General features: G+C 69.6%; 17 protein-coding genes. 9 read left to right on the forward strand and 8 right to left on the reverse strand.

Annotation, left to right across the window (positions count from 1 at the left end; translation table 11 throughout):
• Window positions 1–11: 11 nt before the first annotated feature.
• The gene (locus tag ACFYO2_RS09660; protein ID WP_388346544.1) at window positions 12–1,418 is read right to left on the reverse strand and encodes a family 2B encapsulin nanocompartment shell protein; all 1,407 of its coding nucleotides are present in this window, start codon (window positions 1,416–1,418) and stop codon (window positions 12–14) included.
• Between the two features lie 312 nt (window positions 1,419–1,730).
• Here ACFYO2_RS09660 and ACFYO2_RS09665 point away from each other — a divergent pair, with 312 nt between their 5' ends.
• Together ACFYO2_RS09665 and ACFYO2_RS09670 are read left to right on the forward strand one after the other, a co-directional pair.
• Complete coding sequence (locus tag ACFYO2_RS09665; protein ID WP_388346547.1) at window positions 1,731–2,321, forward strand: N-acetylmuramoyl-L-alanine amidase; 591 nt, start codon at window positions 1,731–1,733, stop codon at window positions 2,319–2,321.
• Between the two features lie 53 nt (window positions 2,322–2,374).
• On the forward strand, window positions 2,375–3,286 hold the full coding sequence (locus ACFYO2_RS09670; RefSeq protein ID WP_388346550.1) for a 1-aminocyclopropane-1-carboxylate deaminase/D-cysteine desulfhydrase: 912 nt from the start codon (window positions 2,375–2,377) through the stop codon (window positions 3,284–3,286).
• Window positions 3,287–3,378: 92 nt separating this feature from the next.
• Here the strand turns inward: ACFYO2_RS09670 and ACFYO2_RS09675 are convergent, their stop codons facing one another.
• Window positions 3,379–4,974, reverse strand: coding sequence for a Na+/H+ antiporter (locus ACFYO2_RS09675; protein ID WP_388346554.1), 1,596 nt, complete (start codon window positions 4,972–4,974; stop codon window positions 3,379–3,381).
• An 86-nt stretch (window positions 4,975–5,060) separates the two neighbouring features.
• On the opposite strand from ACFYO2_RS09675, the gene ACFYO2_RS09680 reads away from it, so the two are divergent.
• The 3 genes from ACFYO2_RS09680 (at window position 5,061) to ACFYO2_RS09690 (ending at window position 7,100) form a co-directional block, all read left to right on the forward strand.
• Window positions 5,061–5,321: a UBP-type zinc finger domain-containing protein gene (locus ACFYO2_RS09680; protein WP_388346557.1), complete on the forward strand. Its 261-nt coding sequence runs from the start codon at window positions 5,061–5,063 to the stop codon at window positions 5,319–5,321.
• Window positions 5,322–5,571: 250 nt separating this feature from the next.
• Window positions 5,572–5,985, forward strand: a complete 414-nt coding sequence (locus ACFYO2_RS09685) for an anti-sigma regulatory factor (protein ID WP_388346560.1) — start codon at window positions 5,572–5,574, stop codon at window positions 5,983–5,985.
• Window positions 5,986–6,002: 17 nt separating this feature from the next.
• On the forward strand, window positions 6,003–7,100 hold the full coding sequence (locus ACFYO2_RS09690) for an RNA polymerase sigma factor SigF (RefSeq protein ID WP_388346563.1): 1,098 nt from the start codon (window positions 6,003–6,005) through the stop codon (window positions 7,098–7,100).
• 10 nt (window positions 7,101–7,110) lie between these two features.
• On the opposite strand, the gene ACFYO2_RS09695 is transcribed toward ACFYO2_RS09690, so the two are convergent.
• Window positions 7,111–7,569 carry a hypothetical protein gene (locus ACFYO2_RS09695; protein ID WP_388346565.1) on the reverse strand — a complete coding sequence of 153 codons (459 nt, stop codon included), beginning with the start codon at window positions 7,567–7,569 and terminating at the stop codon, window positions 7,111–7,113.
• A 116-nt stretch (window positions 7,570–7,685) separates the two neighbouring features.
• Here ACFYO2_RS09695 and ACFYO2_RS09700 point away from each other — a divergent pair, with 116 nt between their 5' ends.
• Together ACFYO2_RS09700 and ACFYO2_RS09705 are read left to right on the forward strand one after the other, a co-directional pair.
• On the forward strand, window positions 7,686–8,654 hold the full coding sequence (locus ACFYO2_RS09700) for a diacylglycerol/lipid kinase family protein (protein ID WP_388346567.1): 969 nt from the start codon (window positions 7,686–7,688) through the stop codon (window positions 8,652–8,654).
• A 319-nt stretch (window positions 8,655–8,973) separates the two neighbouring features.
• The gene (locus ACFYO2_RS09705) at window positions 8,974–9,231 is read left to right on the forward strand and encodes a WhiB family transcriptional regulator (RefSeq protein WP_016639615.1); all 258 of its coding nucleotides are present in this window, start codon (window positions 8,974–8,976) and stop codon (window positions 9,229–9,231) included.
• A 172-nt stretch (window positions 9,232–9,403) separates the two neighbouring features.
• Here ACFYO2_RS09705 and ACFYO2_RS09710 read toward each other — a convergent pair whose 3' ends face one another.
• A complete protein-coding gene (locus ACFYO2_RS09710) occupies window positions 9,404–10,879 on the reverse strand; it encodes a sensor histidine kinase (RefSeq protein ID WP_388346570.1) in 1,476 nt (491 codons plus the stop codon).
• A gap of 442 nt (window positions 10,880–11,321) precedes the next feature.
• Here ACFYO2_RS09710 and nagB point away from each other — a divergent pair, with 442 nt between their 5' ends.
• Window positions 11,322–12,107, forward strand: a complete 786-nt coding sequence (nagB, locus tag ACFYO2_RS09715) for a glucosamine-6-phosphate deaminase (protein WP_388346573.1) — start codon at window positions 11,322–11,324, stop codon at window positions 12,105–12,107.
• Between the two features lie 114 nt (window positions 12,108–12,221).
• Here the strand turns inward: nagB and ACFYO2_RS09720 are convergent, their stop codons facing one another.
• The 4 genes from ACFYO2_RS09720 to ACFYO2_RS09735 form a co-directional block, all read right to left on the reverse strand.
• Window positions 12,222–13,736, reverse strand: a complete 1,515-nt coding sequence (locus ACFYO2_RS09720; protein ID WP_388346576.1) for a glycoside hydrolase family 3 protein — start codon at window positions 13,734–13,736, stop codon at window positions 12,222–12,224.
• 8 nt (window positions 13,737–13,744) lie between these two features.
• Window positions 13,745–14,587, reverse strand: a complete 843-nt coding sequence (locus ACFYO2_RS09725; protein WP_388346578.1) for a carbohydrate ABC transporter permease — start codon at window positions 14,585–14,587, stop codon at window positions 13,745–13,747.
• The gene (locus ACFYO2_RS09730; protein ID WP_388346581.1) at window positions 14,584–15,570 is read right to left on the reverse strand and encodes a carbohydrate ABC transporter permease; all 987 of its coding nucleotides are present in this window, start codon (window positions 15,568–15,570) and stop codon (window positions 14,584–14,586) included. The genes ACFYO2_RS09725 and ACFYO2_RS09730 overlap by 4 nt, the downstream gene beginning before the upstream one ends.
• 108 nt (window positions 15,571–15,678) lie before the next feature.
• A complete protein-coding gene (locus ACFYO2_RS09735; RefSeq protein WP_388346583.1) occupies window positions 15,679–16,965 on the reverse strand; it encodes an extracellular solute-binding protein in 1,287 nt (428 codons plus the stop codon).
• 434 nt (window positions 16,966–17,399) lie between these two features.
• Here ACFYO2_RS09735 and ACFYO2_RS09740 point away from each other — a divergent pair, with 434 nt between their 5' ends.
• A complete protein-coding gene (locus tag ACFYO2_RS09740) occupies window positions 17,400–18,164 on the forward strand; it encodes a GntR family transcriptional regulator (protein ID WP_388346586.1) in 765 nt (254 codons plus the stop codon).
• The last annotated feature ends 112 nt before the right edge of the window (window positions 18,165–18,276 follow it).

The raw sequence follows: 18,276 nt of genomic DNA on the forward strand, positions 1-18,276 counted from the left end.
GTGCGGGAACGTCACCTCCAGCGGCCGATCTCGACGTTCTCCAGGACGCCGAGCGCGTCCGGCACGAGGACCGCGGCCGAGTAGTAGGCCGTCACCAGATACTTGATGATCGCCTGCTCATTGATGCCCATGAAGCGCACCGACAGGCTCGGCTCGATCTCGTCCGGGATGCCGGCCTGCTGAAGACCGATGACGCCCTGCTCCGCCTCGCCGGTACGCATGGCAATGATCGAGGTCGTACGGGCCTCGGTGACCGGGATCTTGTTGCACGGGTAGATCGGCACCCCGCGCCAGGTGGGGATCCGGTTGCCGGCCACCTCGATGGTCTCCGGGACCAGTCCGCGCTTGTTGAGCTCACGCCCGATCGCGGAGATCGCGCGCGGGTGGGCGAGCAGCAACTTGGTGCCGCGCCGCCTGCTGAGCAGCTCGTCCAGGTCGTCGGGGCTGGGCACGCCGTCGTGCGGCTGGAGGCGCTGGTCGTACTCGCAGTTGTGCAGCAGCCCGAACTGGCGGTTGTTGACGAGCTCGTGCTCCTGGCGTTCCTTCAACGCCTCGACCGTCAGCCGGATCTGCTGCTCGGTCTGGTTCATCGGCTGGTTGTAGAGGTCGGCCACACGGGAGTGGATGCGCAGCACGGTCTGGGCGATGCTCAGTTCGTACTCGCGGGGCCTGGCCTCGTAGTCGACGAAGGTGTGCGGGATGTCCGGCTCGCCGTCATGGCCGGCCGCGAGGTCGATCTCCTTCTCGCCGAACTTGTTGGTGCGTTGCGAGGGGATCGCGCGCTGCTCCTGGAGATGCCCGCTGAGGGACTCGGAGCGCTCCGCGACCTGCTCGACATGCGTGCGGGGCAGGACGAGCACCGTGCAGGCGGTGACCGCGCGGGCCGTGTACTCCCAGATGGTGTCCGGGTCGAGGAGCCCCTGGTCGCCGAAGCACGCGCCGTCGGCGAGGACTCCGAGGACCGCGTCGTCGCCGTACGGGCCGGTGCCGACCTTCTCCACCCTGCCGTGCGCCAGCAGGAAGACCTCGTCGGTCCGGCTGCCGAACTCGGCGATCACGTCCCGGGCGCCGAACTCCCGTTGCTCGCAGCGCCGGGCGAGTTCGGTGAGGACCTCCTCGTCCTCGTAGGAGCGCAGGGCGGGAAGTTCGCGCAGTTCGGCGGGGATCACCTCGACGCGGTCACCGGTCTTCACGAATGTCACCCGGCCGTCCCCCACTGCGTAGGTCAGCCGCCGGTTCACCCGGTACGTGCCGCCCTGCACATTCACCCAGGGCAGTGTGCGCAGCAGCCAGCGGGAGCTGATCTCCTGCATCTGAGGTACGGACTTGGTGGTGGTGGCCAGGTTCCGCGCGGCAGCCGTGCCGAGGCTCTGCTGCGGCCTGTCCTGCTCGGTGCGGACCTCTTCGCCTACCGACATAAGGAATTGCCCTCCCGGTCTGCCCGGCGCTGATCTGCGCCGCGCATCGATCTGCACGCACAAGCCTTCCAGCACGGACCGTGCCGGTGCTATTACACGAACGAGCGGGAATGGATCACCATCGGACTGGGCACATACGGGGATCCGGTCCAGCGCGGCCTCCGCTTCGACTGTCGGGAGAGCGGACGGAGGTTGTCCGGATCGGGTCGCACGTGGTGCGAACGGATAGTCCGGACCCTCCGCTTCCGGTACAGGCAAGCGATACGAGGCGACCGCGCACGGCGGTCGGCGCGCAGCGCGAAGGAGGCGGCCATGGCCTCACCCATGTCCGCGGGCGGTTTCCTGGCCGGACTGAGGGCAGAGGGGCTCACCGTCGTCGAGGTCGGCGACTGGGAGCACCACAACCGCAACCACAAGGGCCCGTGGGGCCCCGTCCACGGCGTGATGATCCACCACACCGTGACCAAGGGCAGCGAGCGGACGGTGAAGCTGTGCCGGGACGGCTACGGGGGCCTTCCGGGACCGCTGTGTCACGGCGTCATCACCAAGGACGGCCGTGTCCACCTCGTCGGCTACGGCCGCGCCAACCACGCCGGCCTCGGCGACGGCGACGTCCTGCGCGCGGTGATCGCCGAGAAGGCGCTCCCCCACGACAACGAGGCCGACACCGACGGCAACCGCCACTTCTACAACTTCGAGTGCGAGAACCTCGGCGACGGCCAGGACCCGTGGCCGGGGGCCCAGCTCGAGGCGATCGAGGCAGCGGCCGCCGCGATCTGCCGCCACCACGGCTGGACGGAGCGATCGGTCGTCGGCCACCTGGAGTGGCAGCCGGGGAAGGTCGATCCGCGGGGCTTCACGATGGCCTCGATGCGGGGGCGGATCCGGGACCGCCTGAAGTGACCCGACCTGCCCCGACGTGACGGACGGCGTCAACAGGTGGTGACAATGGTGCCGTGACCAGACCCGACGCCTCCGGCCTCGCCGCCCTCCGCCCCCGGCTCCCGTCGCCGTTGCAGGAGGTCGCCGACGACCGCTTCACCCGCCGGGGCGTCCGTCTGCTCCTCAAGCGCGACGACCTGATCCACCCGGAACTCGTCGGCAACAAGTGGCGCAAACTCGCCCCCAACCTCACCGCCGCGGCCGGCCGCACGGTCGTCACCTTCGGCGGCGCGTACTCCAACCACCTGCGCGCCACGGCCGCGGCGGGCCGCCTCCTGGGCCTGCCCACGATCGGCATCGTGCGGGGCCAGGAACTGGCCGACCGGCCGCTGAATCCGTCACTGGCCCGATGCGTGGCCGACGGTATGCGGCTGCGCTTCGTCGACAGGACGACGTATCGACGTAAAGACGAGGCGGAGATCCTGGCGGAGCTGCTGCGGGCAGCCGGCGCGGAAGGTGCGTACGTCGTCCCGGAGGGCGGCAGCAACGCGCTCGCCGTACGAGGGTGTCGGGCACTCGGCGAGGAGCTGCGGGGACGTGCTGACGTCATCGCGCTGGCCTGCGGCACGGGCGGCACGCTGGCCGGGCTGGCCGCGGGGCTGGCGCCGGGGCAACGCGCGCTGGGAATCCCCGTCCTGAAGGGCGGTTTCCTGTCGGCCGACATAGCAAGGATCCAGGAGCAGGCCTTCGGCGAGCGGCGCGGCGACTGGGCCCTCGAGGACCGGTTCCATTTCGGGGGTTACGGCCGTACGACTGCCGACCTGGACGCCTTCGCCGAGGACTTCGAGGGGCGGCACGGGGTGGCGGTCGAGCGTCTCTATGTCGCCAAGTTGCTGTATGGGCTTGTGGCGTTGGTGGAGGAAAGGGCGTTCGAGGAGGGGGACGCGGTGGTCGCGGTGGTGACCGGGGCCCCGTTCGCAGGGTGACCAGCCGGCCTTGCAGCCGAACCGGCGCCGGCACTCGGCACTCGGCACTCGGCACTCGGCACTCGGCACTCGGCACTCGGCACGGAAAACGCTCACGCCGTCTCCCGGTAGGCGGCCGCCTCCTCCAGGTCCAGCCTGCGCAGCAGTGTCCGCAGCATCTCGTCGTCGATGTAGCGGCCGTCGCGCAGCTTGACGAAGACCGCGCGCTCGGCGCTGATCATCTCCCGGGACAGACGGCGGTAGGCGTCGTCGACGGTTTCGCCGGTGAGGGGGTTGACCTGACCGAGGCGTTCCCAGACGGCGTTGCGGCGGCGTTCCAGGACGCTGCGGAGGCGGTCGGCGAGGGGCGGTGGGAGGGCGTTGCGCTCGTCGGAGAGGAGTTCGTCCAGGCGGCGCTCGGCGGCCCGGGAGGCCTGCGCCTGGGCGTTCGCCTCCGCGAGCGTCTCGACCTGCGGGTCTCGTCCGGGGAGTTTCAGGAGGCGGACCAGCGTGGGCAGGGTGAGGCCCTGGACGACCAGGGTTCCGATGACCGTGGTGAAGGTCAGGAAGAGGATGAGGTTGCGCTCGGGGAAGGGGTCGCCGCCGTGCATCGTCATCGGGATGGAGAAGGCGATGGCCAGGGAGACCACGCCTCTCATGCCGGCCCACGCGATGACGAAGGGCCCCTTCCAGGTGGTGTCCTCCTCGCGTTCCCGGATGCGGGCCGACAGGTAGCGGGGCAGGAAGGTCGCCGGGTACACCCACACGAAGCGGGTCGCGACGACGACGAGGAAGAGGGCGACCGCGTACCAGGCGGCGCGTCCGCCCTCGTACTCCCCGAGGCCCCTGAGGATCACGGGCAGTTGCAGTCCGATGAGGGCGAAGACCGCCGACTCCAGGACGAACGCGACCATCTTCCAGACGGCCTCCTCCTGGAGACGGGTCGCGAAGTCGACCTCCCACGCGCGGTGGCCGAGATAGAGCGCGACGGTGACGACCGCGAGGACACCGGAGGCGTGGACCTGTTCGGCGGCCGCGTAGGCGACGAACGGGATCAGCAGCGACAGTGTGTTCTGCAGCAGCGCCTCCTTGAGGTGCGTACGCATCCAGTGGATGGGCACCATCAGCACCAGCCCGAAGCCGACGCCACCGACCGCGGCGAGCAGGAACTCGCCGATCCCGCCGGCCCAGGTGGCGCCCTCACCGATCGCCGCGGCCAGGGCCACCCGGTAGGCGGTGATCGCGGTGGCGTCGTTCACCAGGGACTCGCCCTGGAGGATCGTGGTGACCCGGGAGGGCAGCCCGACCCGGCGGGCGACCGCCGTGGCCGCGACCGCGTCCGGCGGCGCCACCACCGCGCCCAGCACCAGGGCCGCGGTCAGCGGCAGGTCCGGCACGATCAGATAGGCGGCCCAGCCCACGGCGAAGGTCGCGAAGAGGACGTACCCGACCGACAGCAGTGCCACGGGTCGCAGCTGTGCGCGCAGATCGAGGTACGAGCTGTCGGTGGCGGCCGTGTAAAGCAGCGGGGGCAGGACGAGCGGCAGCACGATGTGCGGGTCGAGGGTGTACTCCGGGACTCCCGGGACGTACGAGATCACGAGCCCGGCGGCGACCAGCAGCAGCGGCGCCGGAACCGGGGTCCGCCTCGCGGCCGCGGCGATCATCGCGCTGCCCGCCACCAGCAACAGCAGGGGCATCACGTCCATGGCCCTCGCCCACCCTTGTTCATCGTCGTTTCCCCGCCCTCGGTTTTGCGCGCGGCCATCCGCACGCCCGTCGTAACCTGGCAATCATGAAACAGTGCACGCACGCCGACGCGCTGCCGCACCCGGAACCCGGGCCGCTGAGCGAGACCTGCCTGGAGTGTCTGGCGACCGGCACACACCCGGTACAGCTTCGGCTGTGCCTGACCTGCGGCCACGTCGGCTGCTGCGACTCCTCTCCGCATCGGCATGCGACGGAGCACCACAAGGACTCCGGACACCCGATCATGCGGACTTTCGAGCCCGGTGAGGCATGGCGGTGGTGCTTCGTCGATCACGTCCTCGTATGACCCCCGATCCGGACGGTTCGACCGTCTGACGCCTGGGTACGTCAACCCGGCGCGCGCTCTTCCCAATTGGGTCCGCGAACCCCCTAGCCACGGAGCGTGTTCGCATGTTTACTATGAGTGACAGCGCGGGGTTGGGGTCCTGGGGACAGGAAAGTTAAGAGCGCGGTAGCGTCACCGCAGAACCATGTATCGCGTTACCCCGGGGGGCGACCCTCGGCCCCGAGAAGCTTGTACCACCTTGGAGGTGAGGGTGTCCCAGATCGCAGGCGAGCCCGCGACCCAGGACTTCGTGGAAGTCCGGCTGCCGGCTGCGGGTGCCTACCTGTCGGTGCTGCGTACGGCCACGGCCGGTCTCGCGGCCCGTTTGGACTTCACCCTCGACGAGATCGAGGATCTGCGCATCGCGGTGGACGAGGCCTGCGCGATCCTGCTGCAGCAGGCCGTGCCCGGCTCCGTACTCAGTTGCGTCTTCCGCCTCATCGACGACTCGCTGGAGGTCACCGTCTCGGCCCCGACCACGGACGGTCACGCCCCGGCACGCGACACCTTCGCCTGGACCGTGCTCTCGGCCCTCGCGGGCAAGGTCTCGTCGGCCGTCGACAAGGACAAGACCGTTTCGATCAGCCTCTACAAACAGCGCGGCGCGGGACCCGGGCCGGCGTGAGGGACGGGGACGGGCCGGTGCGGGACGAAGAGCGCGGCACACGGGAGCTGCCGGCCGCCGAAGGCACGGGCGGCCCGAGCACATCCCGACGCATGGCGGACGGCATCGACGGCATCCCCGACCAGGCCCGCCCGCACCCGGAGGACGACTCCTCGGAGACCGGCTTCCCGGACGACGGGCAGGGTGATCGGGAAGGTGCCGTGCAGAGCACGCCTCTGGACGGACGGATCGGGGTGTCCCCTGTCCGAGCGCAGGCGAGGGCTCGGGGAAGGGCTACGGGCGGGACGATGAGCGAGCACGAGCGAAACTCCGACAACGAGGCGAAGGCCGCGCAGCGCGTGCAGGCCACGCGGCACGACCCTCAGGACCGCAGCGGGGCGCGTGCCTTGTTCCTGGAGCTGCGCACCCTGAAGGACGGCAGCCCGGAGTACGCGGAGCTGCGCAACCGGCTGGTCCGCATGCACCTGCCGCTCGTCGAGCACCTCGCTCGCCGCTTCCGCAACCGCGGCGAGCCGCTGGACGACCTCACCCAGGTCGCCACCATCGGCCTGATCAAGTCGGTGGACCGCTTCGACCCGGACCGCGGGGTGGAGTTCTCGACGTACGCGACGCCGACGGTCGTCGGGGAGATCAAGCGGCACTTCCGCGACAAGGGCTGGGCGGTGCGGGTGCCGCGCCGGCTGCAGGAGCTGCGGCTGGCGCTGACCACGGCCACGGCCGAGCTGTCCCAGCAGCACGGCCGCTCCCCGACGGTGCACGAGCTGGCCGAGAAGCTGGCCATCTCGGAGGAGGAGGTCCTGGAGGGCCTGGAGTCCGCCAACGCGTACTCCACGCTGTCCCTGGACGTCCCCGACACCGACGACGAGTCCCCGGCGGTCGCGGACACCCTGGGCGCGGAGGACGAGGCGCTGGAGGGCGTCGAGTACCGGGAATCGCTCAAGCCTCTCCTCGAGGACCTGCCCCCGCGCGAGAAGCGGATCCTGTTGCTGCGCTTCTTCGGCAACATGACCCAGTCGCAGATCGCGCAGGAAGTCGGCATCTCGCAGATGCACGTGTCCCGGCTGCTGGCCCGGACGCTGGCGCAGCTGCGGGAGAAACTGCTGGTGGAGGAGTAACGCCCCGGTTTTACCTCTGAGGCGGTTGCTTCGACGCGTTGCCGGGCCCACGGATCCCGAGGGCCCGGGTCGTCTCCGCGTTGACGAGCAGAACCAGCGCGGTCAGGGCCACGACCGCGAGCGCGATCCCCGCCGGGATCGCCACACTGTCGGCCTGGAGCAGGTTGTAGGCCACCGGCAGCGCCATGATCTGTGTGATGACGGCCGGCCCCCGGCTCCAGCTGCGCCGGGCGAGCAGCCCGCGGGCCGCGAGCAGCGGCAGCAGTGCGAGCACGATCAGGGTGATGCCCCCGGTGACGGCCGACCGCCTGTCGTCCGGGTCACCCGCGAAGCCCTCCACCAGCATCCAGACGCCGCCGACGGCCAGGGCGAGCCCCTCCAGTGCGGCCAGCGCCGCCGCCGCGGTCAGCCGGCCGGGACGGGGACCCGCCTCTCGGGCGGCTTCGGGGGTGGGGTTCTCAGCGCTCACACCAGCAGGGTAGCTCTCGGCCGTTACGCCCCCGTGGCGAGGTTCACGCCCGGAAGTCTTACTTGATCCCTACCTCGGCCTGTGCCCGGTACCACCCAGTAGGTACGCTGCAACTCATGCGTGCACTTCTCGTGGTCAATCCGGCGGCAACCACCACAAGCGCACGTACGCGCGATGTCCTGATCCACGCGCTCGCGAGCGAGATGAAGCTCGAGGCGGTCACCACCGAGTACCGCGGCCACGCGCGCGACCTGGGCCGGCAGGCGGCGGAGAGCGCGGACGTCGACCTCGTCGTGGCCCTCGGCGGCGACGGCACGGTCAACGAGGTGGTCAACGGCCTGCTGCACGCCGGCCCCGACCCGGAGCGCCTGCCAGGCCTCGCCGTGGTCCCCGGCGGCTCGACGAACGTCTTCGCCCGCGCCCTGGGCCTCCCCAACGACGCCGTGGAAGCAACCGGCGCCCTCCTGGATGCCCTGCGCGACGGCGGCGAACGCATGGTCGGCCTGGGTCTGGCCTCGGGCACCCCCGGGTCGGACGACGAGGCTGTGCCGTCCCGCTGGTTCACCTTCAACGCGGGTCTCGGTTTCGACGCCGGAGTCGTCGGGCGGGTCGAACAGCAGCGCGAGCGCGGCCGAAGGTCCACCCACGCGCTCTACGTGCGCCAGGCGATGCGCCAGTTCTTCGGCGAGGCCCACCGCCGGCACGGAACGATCACTCTGGAGCGGCCGGACGCGGAGCCGGTCACCGATCTGGTGCTCTCCATAGTCTCGAACACCTCTCCGTGGACCTTCCTGGGCAATCACCCGATGTACGCGTCACCTAAGGCCTCGTTCGATAAAGGCCTCGACGTACTGGGTCTCAGCCGTATGACGACGACCGCGGTTGCCCGGTATGGCACCCAGTTGCTCACTTCGTCCCCCGAGCGTGGACCGCACGGCAAGCACGCCGTCTCCTTGCACGACCTGGACCAGTTCACCTTGCATTCGAAGGTCCCGCTGCCCCTCCAGATGGACGGCGACCACCTAGGGCTGCGTACGAGCGTGACGTTCACAGGCGTACGCCGTGCACTGCGTGTGATTGTGTGAGCAGAAGGGGCCAAAGTCCTTTCACTCGAACGTTTAGACCAGGATCCACCCCATGGAAGTACGGCTGTGACCTAGTCGACACCGAGGAATCAAAAAAAACTTTCCAGAAGGGGTTGTATCCGCCGCTGAGGTTTGCGAGTCTCTACGTGGCGATCGGGACGGCCCGCAACACCGGCCTCAGCAGATCACCGGAACCCCTCTTCAAATCACAGGACCACACCAGGGAACCTGGCAGTCGGCCCTTCACTTGTTGAGGGATTCGTGAAAGCGTTCACATTCACAAGCAACTTGCATGTAATACCAAGGAGAGGTAGCAGCCATGGACTGGCGTCACAACGCCGTTTGCCGCGAGGAAGACCCCGAGCTCTTCTTCCCCATCGGCAACACCGGTCCTGCGCTGCTGCAGATCGAGGAAGCCAAGGCCGTCTGCCGTCGCTGCCCGGTTATGGAGCAGTGCCTGCAGTGGGCGCTCGAGTCCGGCCAGGACTCCGGCGTCTGGGGTGGTCTCAGCGAGGACGAGCGCCGCGCCATGAAGCGCCGCGCCGCCCGCAACCGGGCCCGTCAGGCTTCCGCCTGACACCCGCCCCGCAAACAGCCTGAGCTTGGCGGCGCGTACAGCGAGTACGCATCTCCCGCCCCCGAGCCGCAGCGCGCAGTACCCCCGATGCGCAGCAAATGCTGGCAACGAGCATGATGAGCCCCGGACCCTGAACGGTCCGGGGCTCTTTGCTGTCCGGGGACGCCCGCACCTACTTGTGCGCCCGCACCGGAATGTCCAGGATCACCTGAGTGCCCCGCTCCGGTGCCGGGACCATGTCGAACGTGCCGCCCAACTCGCCCTCCACGAGGGTTCGTACGATCTGCAGACCGAGGTTGCCGTCGGTGTGCGGGGCGAAGCCCTCGGGGAGGCCGACGCCGTCGTCCTGGACGGTGACGAGGAGGCGGGACTCCTTGGTGGTGCCGCCGCGGACCGCGGAGACCTCGACGGTGCCGGTGTCGCCCTCGCGGAAGCCGTGCTCCAGGGCGTTCTGGAGGATCTCGGTCAGCACCATGGACAGGGGCGTGGCGACCTCCGCGTCCAGGATGCCGAAGCGGCCGGAGCGCCGACCGGTGACCTTGCCCGGCGAGATCTCGGCGACCATCGCGAGGACGCGGTCGGCGATCTCGTCGAACTCGACCCGCTCGTCGAGGTTCTGGGACAGCGTCTCGTGCACGATCGCGATGGACCCGACCCGCCGTACCGCCTCCTCGAGCGCCTCGCGGCCGCTGTCGGAGTCGATGCGCCGGGCCTGGAGTCTCAGCAGCGCCGCCACGGTCTGGAGGTTGTTCTTGACGCGGTGGTGGATCTCCCTGATCGTCGCGTCCTTGGTGATCAACTCACGCTCGCGGCGCCGCAGTTCCGTGACATCGCGGAGCAGGACCAGCGATCCGATCCGGGTGCCCTTGGGCTTGAGCGGGATCGCCCGGAACTGGATCACCCCGTCGCTGGCCTCGATCTCGAACTCGCGCGGCGCCCATCCGCTGGCCACCTTGGCGAGCGCCTCGTCCACCGGCCCGTGGGTCGGGGCGAGTTCGGCGGTGGTCATGCCGAGGTGGTGGCCGACCAGGTCGGAGGCGAGGCCCATGCGGTGGTAGGCGGACAGCGCGTTCGGCGAGGCGTACTGGACGACGCCGTCCGCGTCGAGGCGGATCAGGCCGTCGCCGACGCGGGGCGAGGCGTCCATGTCGACCTGCTGGTTCGCGAACGGGAAGGAGCCGGCCGCGATCATCTGTGCGAGGTCCGAGGCGCTCTGGAGGTACGTCAGCTCCAGGCGGCTCGGGGTGCGCACGGTCAGGAGGTTGGTGTTGCGGGCGATGACACCGAGGACGCGTCCCTCCCGTCGTACGGGGATCGACTCGACGCGGACCGGGACCTCCTCGCGCCACTCCGGGTCGCCCTCGCGCACGATCCGGCCCTCGTCGTGGGCGGCGTCCAGCAGGGGGCGGCGGCCGCGCGGGACGAGGTGGCCGACCATGTCGTCCTGGTACGAGGTGGGGCCGGTGTTGGGCCGCATCTGGGCGACGGAGACATAGCGGGTGCCGTCGCGGGTGGGGACCCACAGGACGAGGTCGGCGAAGGAGAGGTCGGAGAGCAGCTGCCACTCCGAGACCAGCAGGTGCAGCCACTCGAGGTCGGAGTCGTCGAGGGCCGTGTGCTGGTGTACGAGTTCGTTCATGGAGGGCACGTGTGTGAGCGTACCTGGGCATTTGGACCGGCCCGAAAACACCCGCGGGCCGCGGCGCCTGGGAGGGACCCTCAACCCTCCCGGCACCGCAGCCCGGAGCAATATCGACCGTGGGGTGTGCGGTCCCAGTCGGCCGAAGGATGAGGACCCGGGGCAGTCAGGGCAGAGAGCTCCGGTTCCTCGTACCGCCTTCCTGTGCGGGGAAGACGGAGACTGTTCGTTCTTGTGGCTTTCCCGCGGGTGTCGCCGCGGTGTCCCCACTAGTAGGACGTCCTGACATCCTTCACGCAGCCTAACCCGTGTGGGTTCATGTGCGGGGCCAGATGGCCATGGCAATTTCCGCGGGCGCCCGCGGAATCCGCACCTGGGCCGTGCGACCGGCCTCTGTTAGATTGGTCTACACCACATAGGCCGTTTCCCTCTTCAGATCGGCAGGCCCAGCGTGGAAGTTGTCATCGTTCCGGACGCCAAGTCGGGCGGCGAGCTCATCGCCCAGGCCATGGCGCAGCTGCTCCGACGCAAGCCTGACGCCCTGCTCGGGGTGGCCACCGGGTCGACACCGCTGCCCATCTACGAGGCACTGGCGTCCAAGGTGCGCTCCGGCGCGGTGGACACCGCCCGGGCCTGGATCGCACAGCTCGACGAGTACGTGGGGCTGCCTGCCGAGCACCCGGAGTCGTACCGCTCGGTGCTCAGGCGCGAGGTGCTGGAGCCGCTCGGGATCGGGATGGACGCGTTCATGGGGCCGGACGGCACGGCGGCGGACGTGCAGGGGGCGTGCGAGGCGTACGACAGGGCGCTGGCCGAGGCCGGCGGGGTGGACCTTCAGTTGCTGGGGATCGGGACCGACGGGCACATCGGATTCAACGAGCCCTGCTCGTCGCTGGCCTCGCGGACGCGGATCAAGACGCTCACCGAGCAGACCCGCGTCGACAACGCCCGGTTCTTCGACGGCGACATCAAGCAGGTGCCGCACCACGTCATCACGCAGGGCATCGGGACGATCCTTGAGGCGCGGCACCTGGTGCTGCTGGCGACGGGCGAGGGCAAGGCGGACGCGATCGCCGCGACCGTGGAGGGGCCGGTCGCCGCGGTGTGCCCCGCCTCCGCGCTCCAGCTCCACCCGCACGCGACGGTCGTGGTCGACGAGGCCGCCGCGTCCAAGCTGAAGCTGGCGGACTACTTCCGGTACACGTACGCCAACAAGCCGGAGTGGCAGGGGATCTAGCAGGGGGACGAGCGGGGATTCAGCGGGCCCTGGCCCGTGTGGAAAGGCGCCGGGCCCCCGATCGGGGGCCCGGCGCCTTCGTCGTACGAGTGGAGCGTGCGCTGTGTGGTGCGGCTACGCGCCCACGGCGGTCCCGGCGCCCGCGATGATCTCCGCCGCCACCCGCCCGCACACGCGGGCCGCGCCGTGGGTGGCGATGTGCAGGGCACCTCGAGGGGTGGCCTGCGGGAGGCCCATTTCGACCACGATCGTGTCGGGGCGGGCCGCCAGCAGGGTGTCGAGGGCCGCCGCCGTCCAGGGGTGGCGGTGTTCGTCGCGGACGACGGCCACGATGCGGCGCCCGTCGGCCGCCCGCAGGGCCGTGTGCGCGGCGTCCTCGTCGGTGAAGGTGCCCGTCTGAGTGCCGGGGAGCAGCCGGGACAGCTCCGCGGCCACGCCCCACGGGGTCTCGTCGCCCACGGCGAAGTTCGCCACCGGGGTGAACGCGGCGACATACGGGGGTTCGGTGAGCGGGGTGAAGGTCTCCCCGCCGGTGAGCCGCAGGGCGCGGCGGGCCGCGCGCAGGCCGACGTCATGGCCGACGAAGCCCGGGGAGGCGTTCTGTGCCGTTCGGGCCGCCGACGCCGTCCACGCGGCCAGTCCCCGTACCCGCTGCGCCGCGTCGGCCAGGCGGGCCTCGGGGAGTTCGCCGGTGTGTACGGCGGTGATCAGGGCATCGCGCAGGCGGCGCACCGTGGCGTCGTCGGCCAGGCCGCCGCCCACGCAGATCGCGTCGGCCCCGGCGGCGAGGGCCAGGACGCTGCCGCGTTCGATGCCGTAGGTGCCGGCGATGGCCCGCATCTCCATGCCGTCGGTGACGATGAGGCCGTCGTAGCCGAGTTCGCGGCGGAGCAGGTCGGTGAGGATCCGGCGGGACAGGGTGGCCGGGCGTTCCGGGTCCAGGGCCGGGACCAGGATGTGGGCGGTCATCACCGCTCGGGTGCCGGCGGCGATCGCCGCGCGGAACGGGGCCAGTTCGCGTTCGCGCAGAGCCGGCGCGTCCACGTCGATGCGGGGCAGCGCGTGGTGGGAGTCGACCGCTGTGTCGCCGTGGCCGGGGAAGTGCTTGGTGCAGGCGGCGACTCCGGCGGACTGGAGGCCGGTGACGTAGGCCGCCGTGTGGCGGGCGACCAGGTGGGGGTCGGCGCCGAAGGACCGTACGCCGATCACCGGGTTCGACGGGTTGGAGTTCACGTCGGCCGACGGGGCCCAGTTGAGGTTCACCCCGCAGGCCGCGAGGCGGCGGCCGAGTTCCAAGGCCACCTCCTGCGTGAGCGAGACGTCGTCGACCGCGCCGAGCGCGTTGTTGCCGGGGAAGCTGGAGCCCGTCCGCACCTCAAGGCGCGTCACGTCTCCGCCCTCCTCGTCGATCGCGACGAGTACGTCGTCACGTTCGGCGCGCAACTGGGCGGTGAGCGCGGCGAGTTGCTCGGGCGAGGCGATGTTGCGGCCGAACAGGCCGACGGAGGCGAGGCCCTCGCCCAGGCGGCGCAGCAGCCAGTCGGGGGCGGTGGTGCCGGGGAAGCCGGGCTGGAGGACCGTCAGCGCGTCGCGCGTGAGGGTGTCTGTACCGCTGGCGAATGTCGTCATCGGGTGCGTTATCCCTTCACGGCGCCCGCGGTCAGGCCCGCGGCCATCTTGCGCTGGACGAGGAGGAAGAGGACGACGATCGGCACGGCCATCATGGTGGATCCGGCCATCATCGGGGCGTATTCGGTGCCGTGCTTGGTGGTGAAGTTGCCGAGCCAGACGGTCGCGGTCTGGTTCTTCTGGCTGAGCAGCATGAGGGCGTACAGGTACTCGTTCCAGGCCTGGATGAAGCCGTAGACCGAGGTGGCGACCATGCCGGGGGCCAGCAGCGGGAACACGACCCGGATGAAGGCGCTGGTGCGGGAGCAGCCGTCGACCATCGCCGCCTCCTCAAGCTCCTTCGGGATGTTGACGATGAAGCCGCGCAGCGTCCACACCGTGAAGGGGAGGATGAAGGTCAGGTACGTGATGATCAGGCCGGTCAGCCGGTCGTACTGGCCGAGGTCGTTCAGGAGCAGGAAGACCGGGATGATCATGGCGACCAGCGGGACCATCTGGACCGCGAGGATGCCCACGATCACGATCTTCCGGCCGCGGAAGGCGAACCGGGAGATGGCGAGCGCGGCGAGCATGCCGACGACCATGCCGATCAGGACCACCGCGAGGGACACGACCAGGCTGCGGCCGACCGGGCCCCAGAAGTCGGCGATGTCCAGCGCCCGGCTGAAGTTGGACAGGGTGAGGCCCGTGGGCAGCACGCTCGGGTCCGGGTCGATGGCGTCCTTGGCCGGTTTGAACGCCGTGTTGAGCATCCAGTAGACGGGGAAGCCGGCGGTGACGAAGACGAGGAGACCGAGGACGTTCCAGCCGACCTTCGACTTCCGGTGCGCGGGAGTCGTCAGTGTGCTCATTCGACCTCTCCGATCTTCAGCATCTGGCGCATGTAGACGGCGACCACGCCGAGCAGCAACACCACGGTGAGCAGGGCGATCGCCGAGCCCTGCGCGTAGTCGTTGACCACGAAGGCGCGGTCGTACGAGTACGTGGTGAGGATCTGGAACTCGGCCTCGGGATGGCCGTTGCGCATCACGAAGACCTGCGGAAAGACGCCCATGTCCCAGATGACCGACAGGGTCGTGAGCATCACGATGATCGGTTTGAGGATGGGGAGCGTGACGTAACGGAAGACGCCCCAGGCGCCGGCGCCGTCGAGCCGGGCCGCCTCTGCCAGTTCCTGCGGGACCTGGGTGAGACCGGCGCTCAGCGTGATCACCACGAAGGGCACCGCCCCCCAGACCACCAGCAGCATGATCACGGCCAGGCCCTGCGGCCCGCTCGCGAACCAGTTGTGGCCGATCATCTCCACGCCCGGCAACTTGCTGAGCAGCGCGTTGAGGATGCCGTAGTCCGCGTCGAACAGCCACTTGAAGACCGTGGTGGCGACGATGATCGGCATGCCCCAACTGGCCACCAGGGCGATGTTGATGAGCGTCTTCACCCAGCCGGAGACCCGCTGGAGCAGCAGCGCGATCAGCATCCCGATGACCATGGTGAAGATCACGCAGCCGGCCGCGAAGACGATGGTCCGTCCGACGACCGCCCAGAACTCGCTGTCGCCCAGCACCTTGGTGAAGTTGTCGAACCCGACCGACTCGGCCGGCTGGAAGCCCCACAGCTGGGACTGCCCGAACTTCTGGAAGGAGAGGGTGACCAGACGGACCAACGGGTAGCCGAGGACGAGCGCCAGGATCAGCAGACAGGGGGCGAGCAGGAGCCAGGGGGTACCCGCTCCGCCGGAAGGCCGGCCTCTGGGTGGCTTCTTCGCCACGGCCGGTGGTGGCGGTGCCTGCCGCTGCGGCGGCACCTTGGCAGGGGTGGTCGTGTCGGCACTCATCCGCGCGCTCCTCAGCGGTCCCTCACGTCGTACGAAAGCGGACGCCCCGCACAGGCAGGTCGTACGAGAAGCGGGGCCCCGCCGGTCTCAGCGGGGCCCCGCCCGTGGTCACTCGGCGTTGATGACCTTGTCGATCGCGGCGTCCGCGTCCTTGGCGGCGTCCTCGACCGACTTCTTGCCGGTGCCGATGCCCTGCAGCATGGTCTGCAGGACCTGGGCCTTCTCGACCTGGCCCCAGCCCGGTGCCATCGGGACGAACCAGTTGGACTCGGCCGCGGTGGCCGGGACCGCGGTCGCCGGGTCGTTCTTCAGCGTGGCGAGGTCGGTCTTGTTGTTGGGCAGGTTGCCCTTGGCCATCAGGCCCTTCTGGCCGGAGGGACCGGTGAACGCGTTGATCCACTCGGCGGCGACCGCCTGCGCGTCCGACTTCACCGGGACGGCGAGGTCGGAGCCGCCCAGGAAGACGGGGAGGTTCTTGCCGGAGGGGCCGGGCATCACGAAGTTCTCGACGTTGCCCTTGAGCTTGCCGGTCTTGTCGTTCTCCGGGGCCGCGGCGGTCGCGCCCTCCCAGGCGGGGGCGAAGATCATGCCGGACTTGCCCTGGCCGTAGACGATGTAACGGTCGGACTCGTCCTTGGTCTTGTCGCCGTGCATGTACTTGTCGACGACGTTCTTGAACTCCTTGAGGCCCTTGATGGACTCGGGCGAGGAGAGGTTGCCCTTCCACTGGCCGCCCGACTCGACGGCGATCGAGCCGCCGGCGTCGTAGACGAAGGACATGGCCGCGTACCAGTCACGGGTGGGCTGGTACCAGGCGCTGAACTTGTCGCCCTCCTTCTTCTGGACCTTGTCCAGGGCGGCGGTCAGCTCGTCGTACGTCTTCGGGACGGACTTGACGCCCACCGAGGCGAACAGGTCCTTGCGCCAGTTGGCGACGCGACCGCCCGCGTAGTAGGGGACGCCGTACGTCTTGTCCTCGTACGTCACCGATGCCTTGAGGCCGTCCAGCCAGGCGGAGGAACTGTCGAACTTCGCCGGGTCGAGGGGAGCGAAGGCGCCCTTGACCATGTAGCTCAGCATCTCCGTGTTGCCCATCTCGACGACGTCGGGGGCCTTGTCGGTGGCGAGGACCGCGTCGAGCTTGGCGTTCTTGTCCGGCCAGCCGTAGTACTCGTGGTTGATCTTGATACCCGGGTGCGCCTTGGTGACCGCGGCGTCCGCCGCCTTCACCAGCTGCGGCCAGTTGTTCTGCGCGTCGACGGTGAGCCAGACGGTCAGCTCCTTGGCGTCCGCGCCGCTCTTGTCCGAGTCTCCGCTGCCGCTGTCGCCCCCGCACGCCGCGACGGAGACCATCATGCCCGCGATACCGATCGCGACTATCAGCTTGCGCTTCACGCCACCCTCCTCAGGGATGCCACAAACCCCCCTGCTCCCTGCGGTGAACGGCGTCGAATGCACCTACCGCCCATGGGGCCGGGACCTGGACCAATGGTGTAGACCAGTAGGGGGAGCTTGGCCCAGACCAATAGGGCTGTCAAGGGCGTTCGAGCAGGCGCAGGCGTCCGTTGCGGTACCGAGATATGCAGGGACCTTTCATTCCGCGACCGATTCCGCAAGTGGCAGACAAGCGACAGATCGGACGGACCACTTCGCGTGGACCACCCGCACCAATGAGGGCGCGGGGTGGACTAGACCAGCGGGAATCGCGAGGGTATACAGAGGGGATCACACAGCGTGCGGGGACATCCCGGTACGCTGCCGTGCCACGATGTGACCCGTGGCCGACGGGACGTCGGTCGCTTCGGCACCCGGAGCCGGGAAGGCAGAGCATGAGCACCGACGTCAGCAGTGCGGAGAACGAGGGTGGGGCTACCGTCCGTACCGCGCGCGTGCCCAAGTACTACCGCCTGAAGAAGCACCTCCTCGACATGACGGAGACGCAGTCGCCCGGCACTCCCGTGCCGCCCGAGCGCACGCTGGCCGCCGAGTTCGACACCTCGCGCACCACCGTGCGCCAGGCCCTTCAGGAACTGGTCGTCGAGGGGCGCCTGGAGCGCATCCAGGGCAAGGGCACCTTCGTCGCCAAGCCGAAGGTCTCGCAGGCCCTCCAACTCACCTCGTACACCGAGGACATGCGCGCCCAGGGCCTCGAACCCACCTCCCAGCTGCTCGACATCGGCTACATCACCGCCGACGACCGCCTCGCCGGCCTGCTCGACATCACGGCCGGCGGGCGGGTGCTGCGCATCGAGCGCCTGCGCATGGCCAACGGCGAGCCGATGGCCATCGAGACGACCCACCTGAGCGCGAAGCGCTTCCCGGCGCTGCGGAGGTCCCTGGTCAAGTACACGTCCCTCTACACCGCGCTCGCCGAGGTCTACGACGTCCACCTCGCCGAGGCCGAGGAGACCATCGAGACCTCGCTGGCCACCCCGCGCGAGGCCGGCCTGCTCGGCACCGATGTCGGCCTGCCGATGCTGATGCTGTCCCGCCACTCGCTGGACCGGCAGGGGGAACCGGTGGAGTGGGTGCGGTCCGTCTACCGCGGCGACCGCTACAAGTTCGTCGCCCGGCTCAAGAGGCCCCAGGACTAGCACCCGGACGAGTTTCGAGCGGATGCGCACGGACCGACAGGAGGCCGACCCCCGGCAGGGGTTCCGCTGCTGCCGAGAAGGAGACGGGCACGGGGCTGAAGGCGGACACAAA

Source organism: Streptomyces sp. NPDC006602, from assembly GCF_042870385.1.
Lineage (GTDB): Bacteria > Actinomycetota > Actinomycetes > Streptomycetales > Streptomycetaceae > Streptomyces.

Bases quoted from the DNA above. Each gene is read 5' to 3' on its own strand.
- ACFYO2_RS09675 (WP_388346554.1), bottom strand. From the start codon at position 4,974: ATGGACGTGATGCCCCTGCTGTTGCTGGTGGCGGGCAGCGCGATGATC.
- ACFYO2_RS09720 (WP_388346576.1), bottom strand. From the start codon at position 13,736: ATGACGACATTCGCCAGCGGTACAGACACCCTCACGCGCGACGCGCTG.
- ACFYO2_RS09680 (WP_388346557.1), top strand. From the start codon at position 5,061: ATGAAACAGTGCACGCACGCCGACGCGCTGCCGCACCCGGAACCCGGG.
- ACFYO2_RS09665 (WP_388346547.1), top strand. From the start codon at position 1,731: ATGGCCTCACCCATGTCCGCGGGCGGTTTCCTGGCCGGACTGAGGGCA.
- ACFYO2_RS09740 (WP_388346586.1), top strand. From the start codon at position 17,400: ATGAGCACCGACGTCAGCAGTGCGGAGAACGAGGGTGGGGCTACCGTC.
- ACFYO2_RS09705 (WP_016639615.1), top strand. From the start codon at position 8,974: ATGGACTGGCGTCACAACGCCGTTTGCCGCGAGGAAGACCCCGAGCTC.
- ACFYO2_RS09725 (WP_388346578.1), bottom strand. From the start codon at position 14,587: ATGAGCACACTGACGACTCCCGCGCACCGGAAGTCGAAGGTCGGCTGG.
- ACFYO2_RS09700 (WP_388346567.1), top strand. From the start codon at position 7,686: ATGCGTGCACTTCTCGTGGTCAATCCGGCGGCAACCACCACAAGCGCA.
- ACFYO2_RS09660 (WP_388346544.1), bottom strand. From the start codon at position 1,418: ATGTCGGTAGGCGAAGAGGTCCGCACCGAGCAGGACAGGCCGCAGCAG.
- ACFYO2_RS09730 (WP_388346581.1), bottom strand. From the start codon at position 15,570: ATGAGTGCCGACACGACCACCCCTGCCAAGGTGCCGCCGCAGCGGCAG.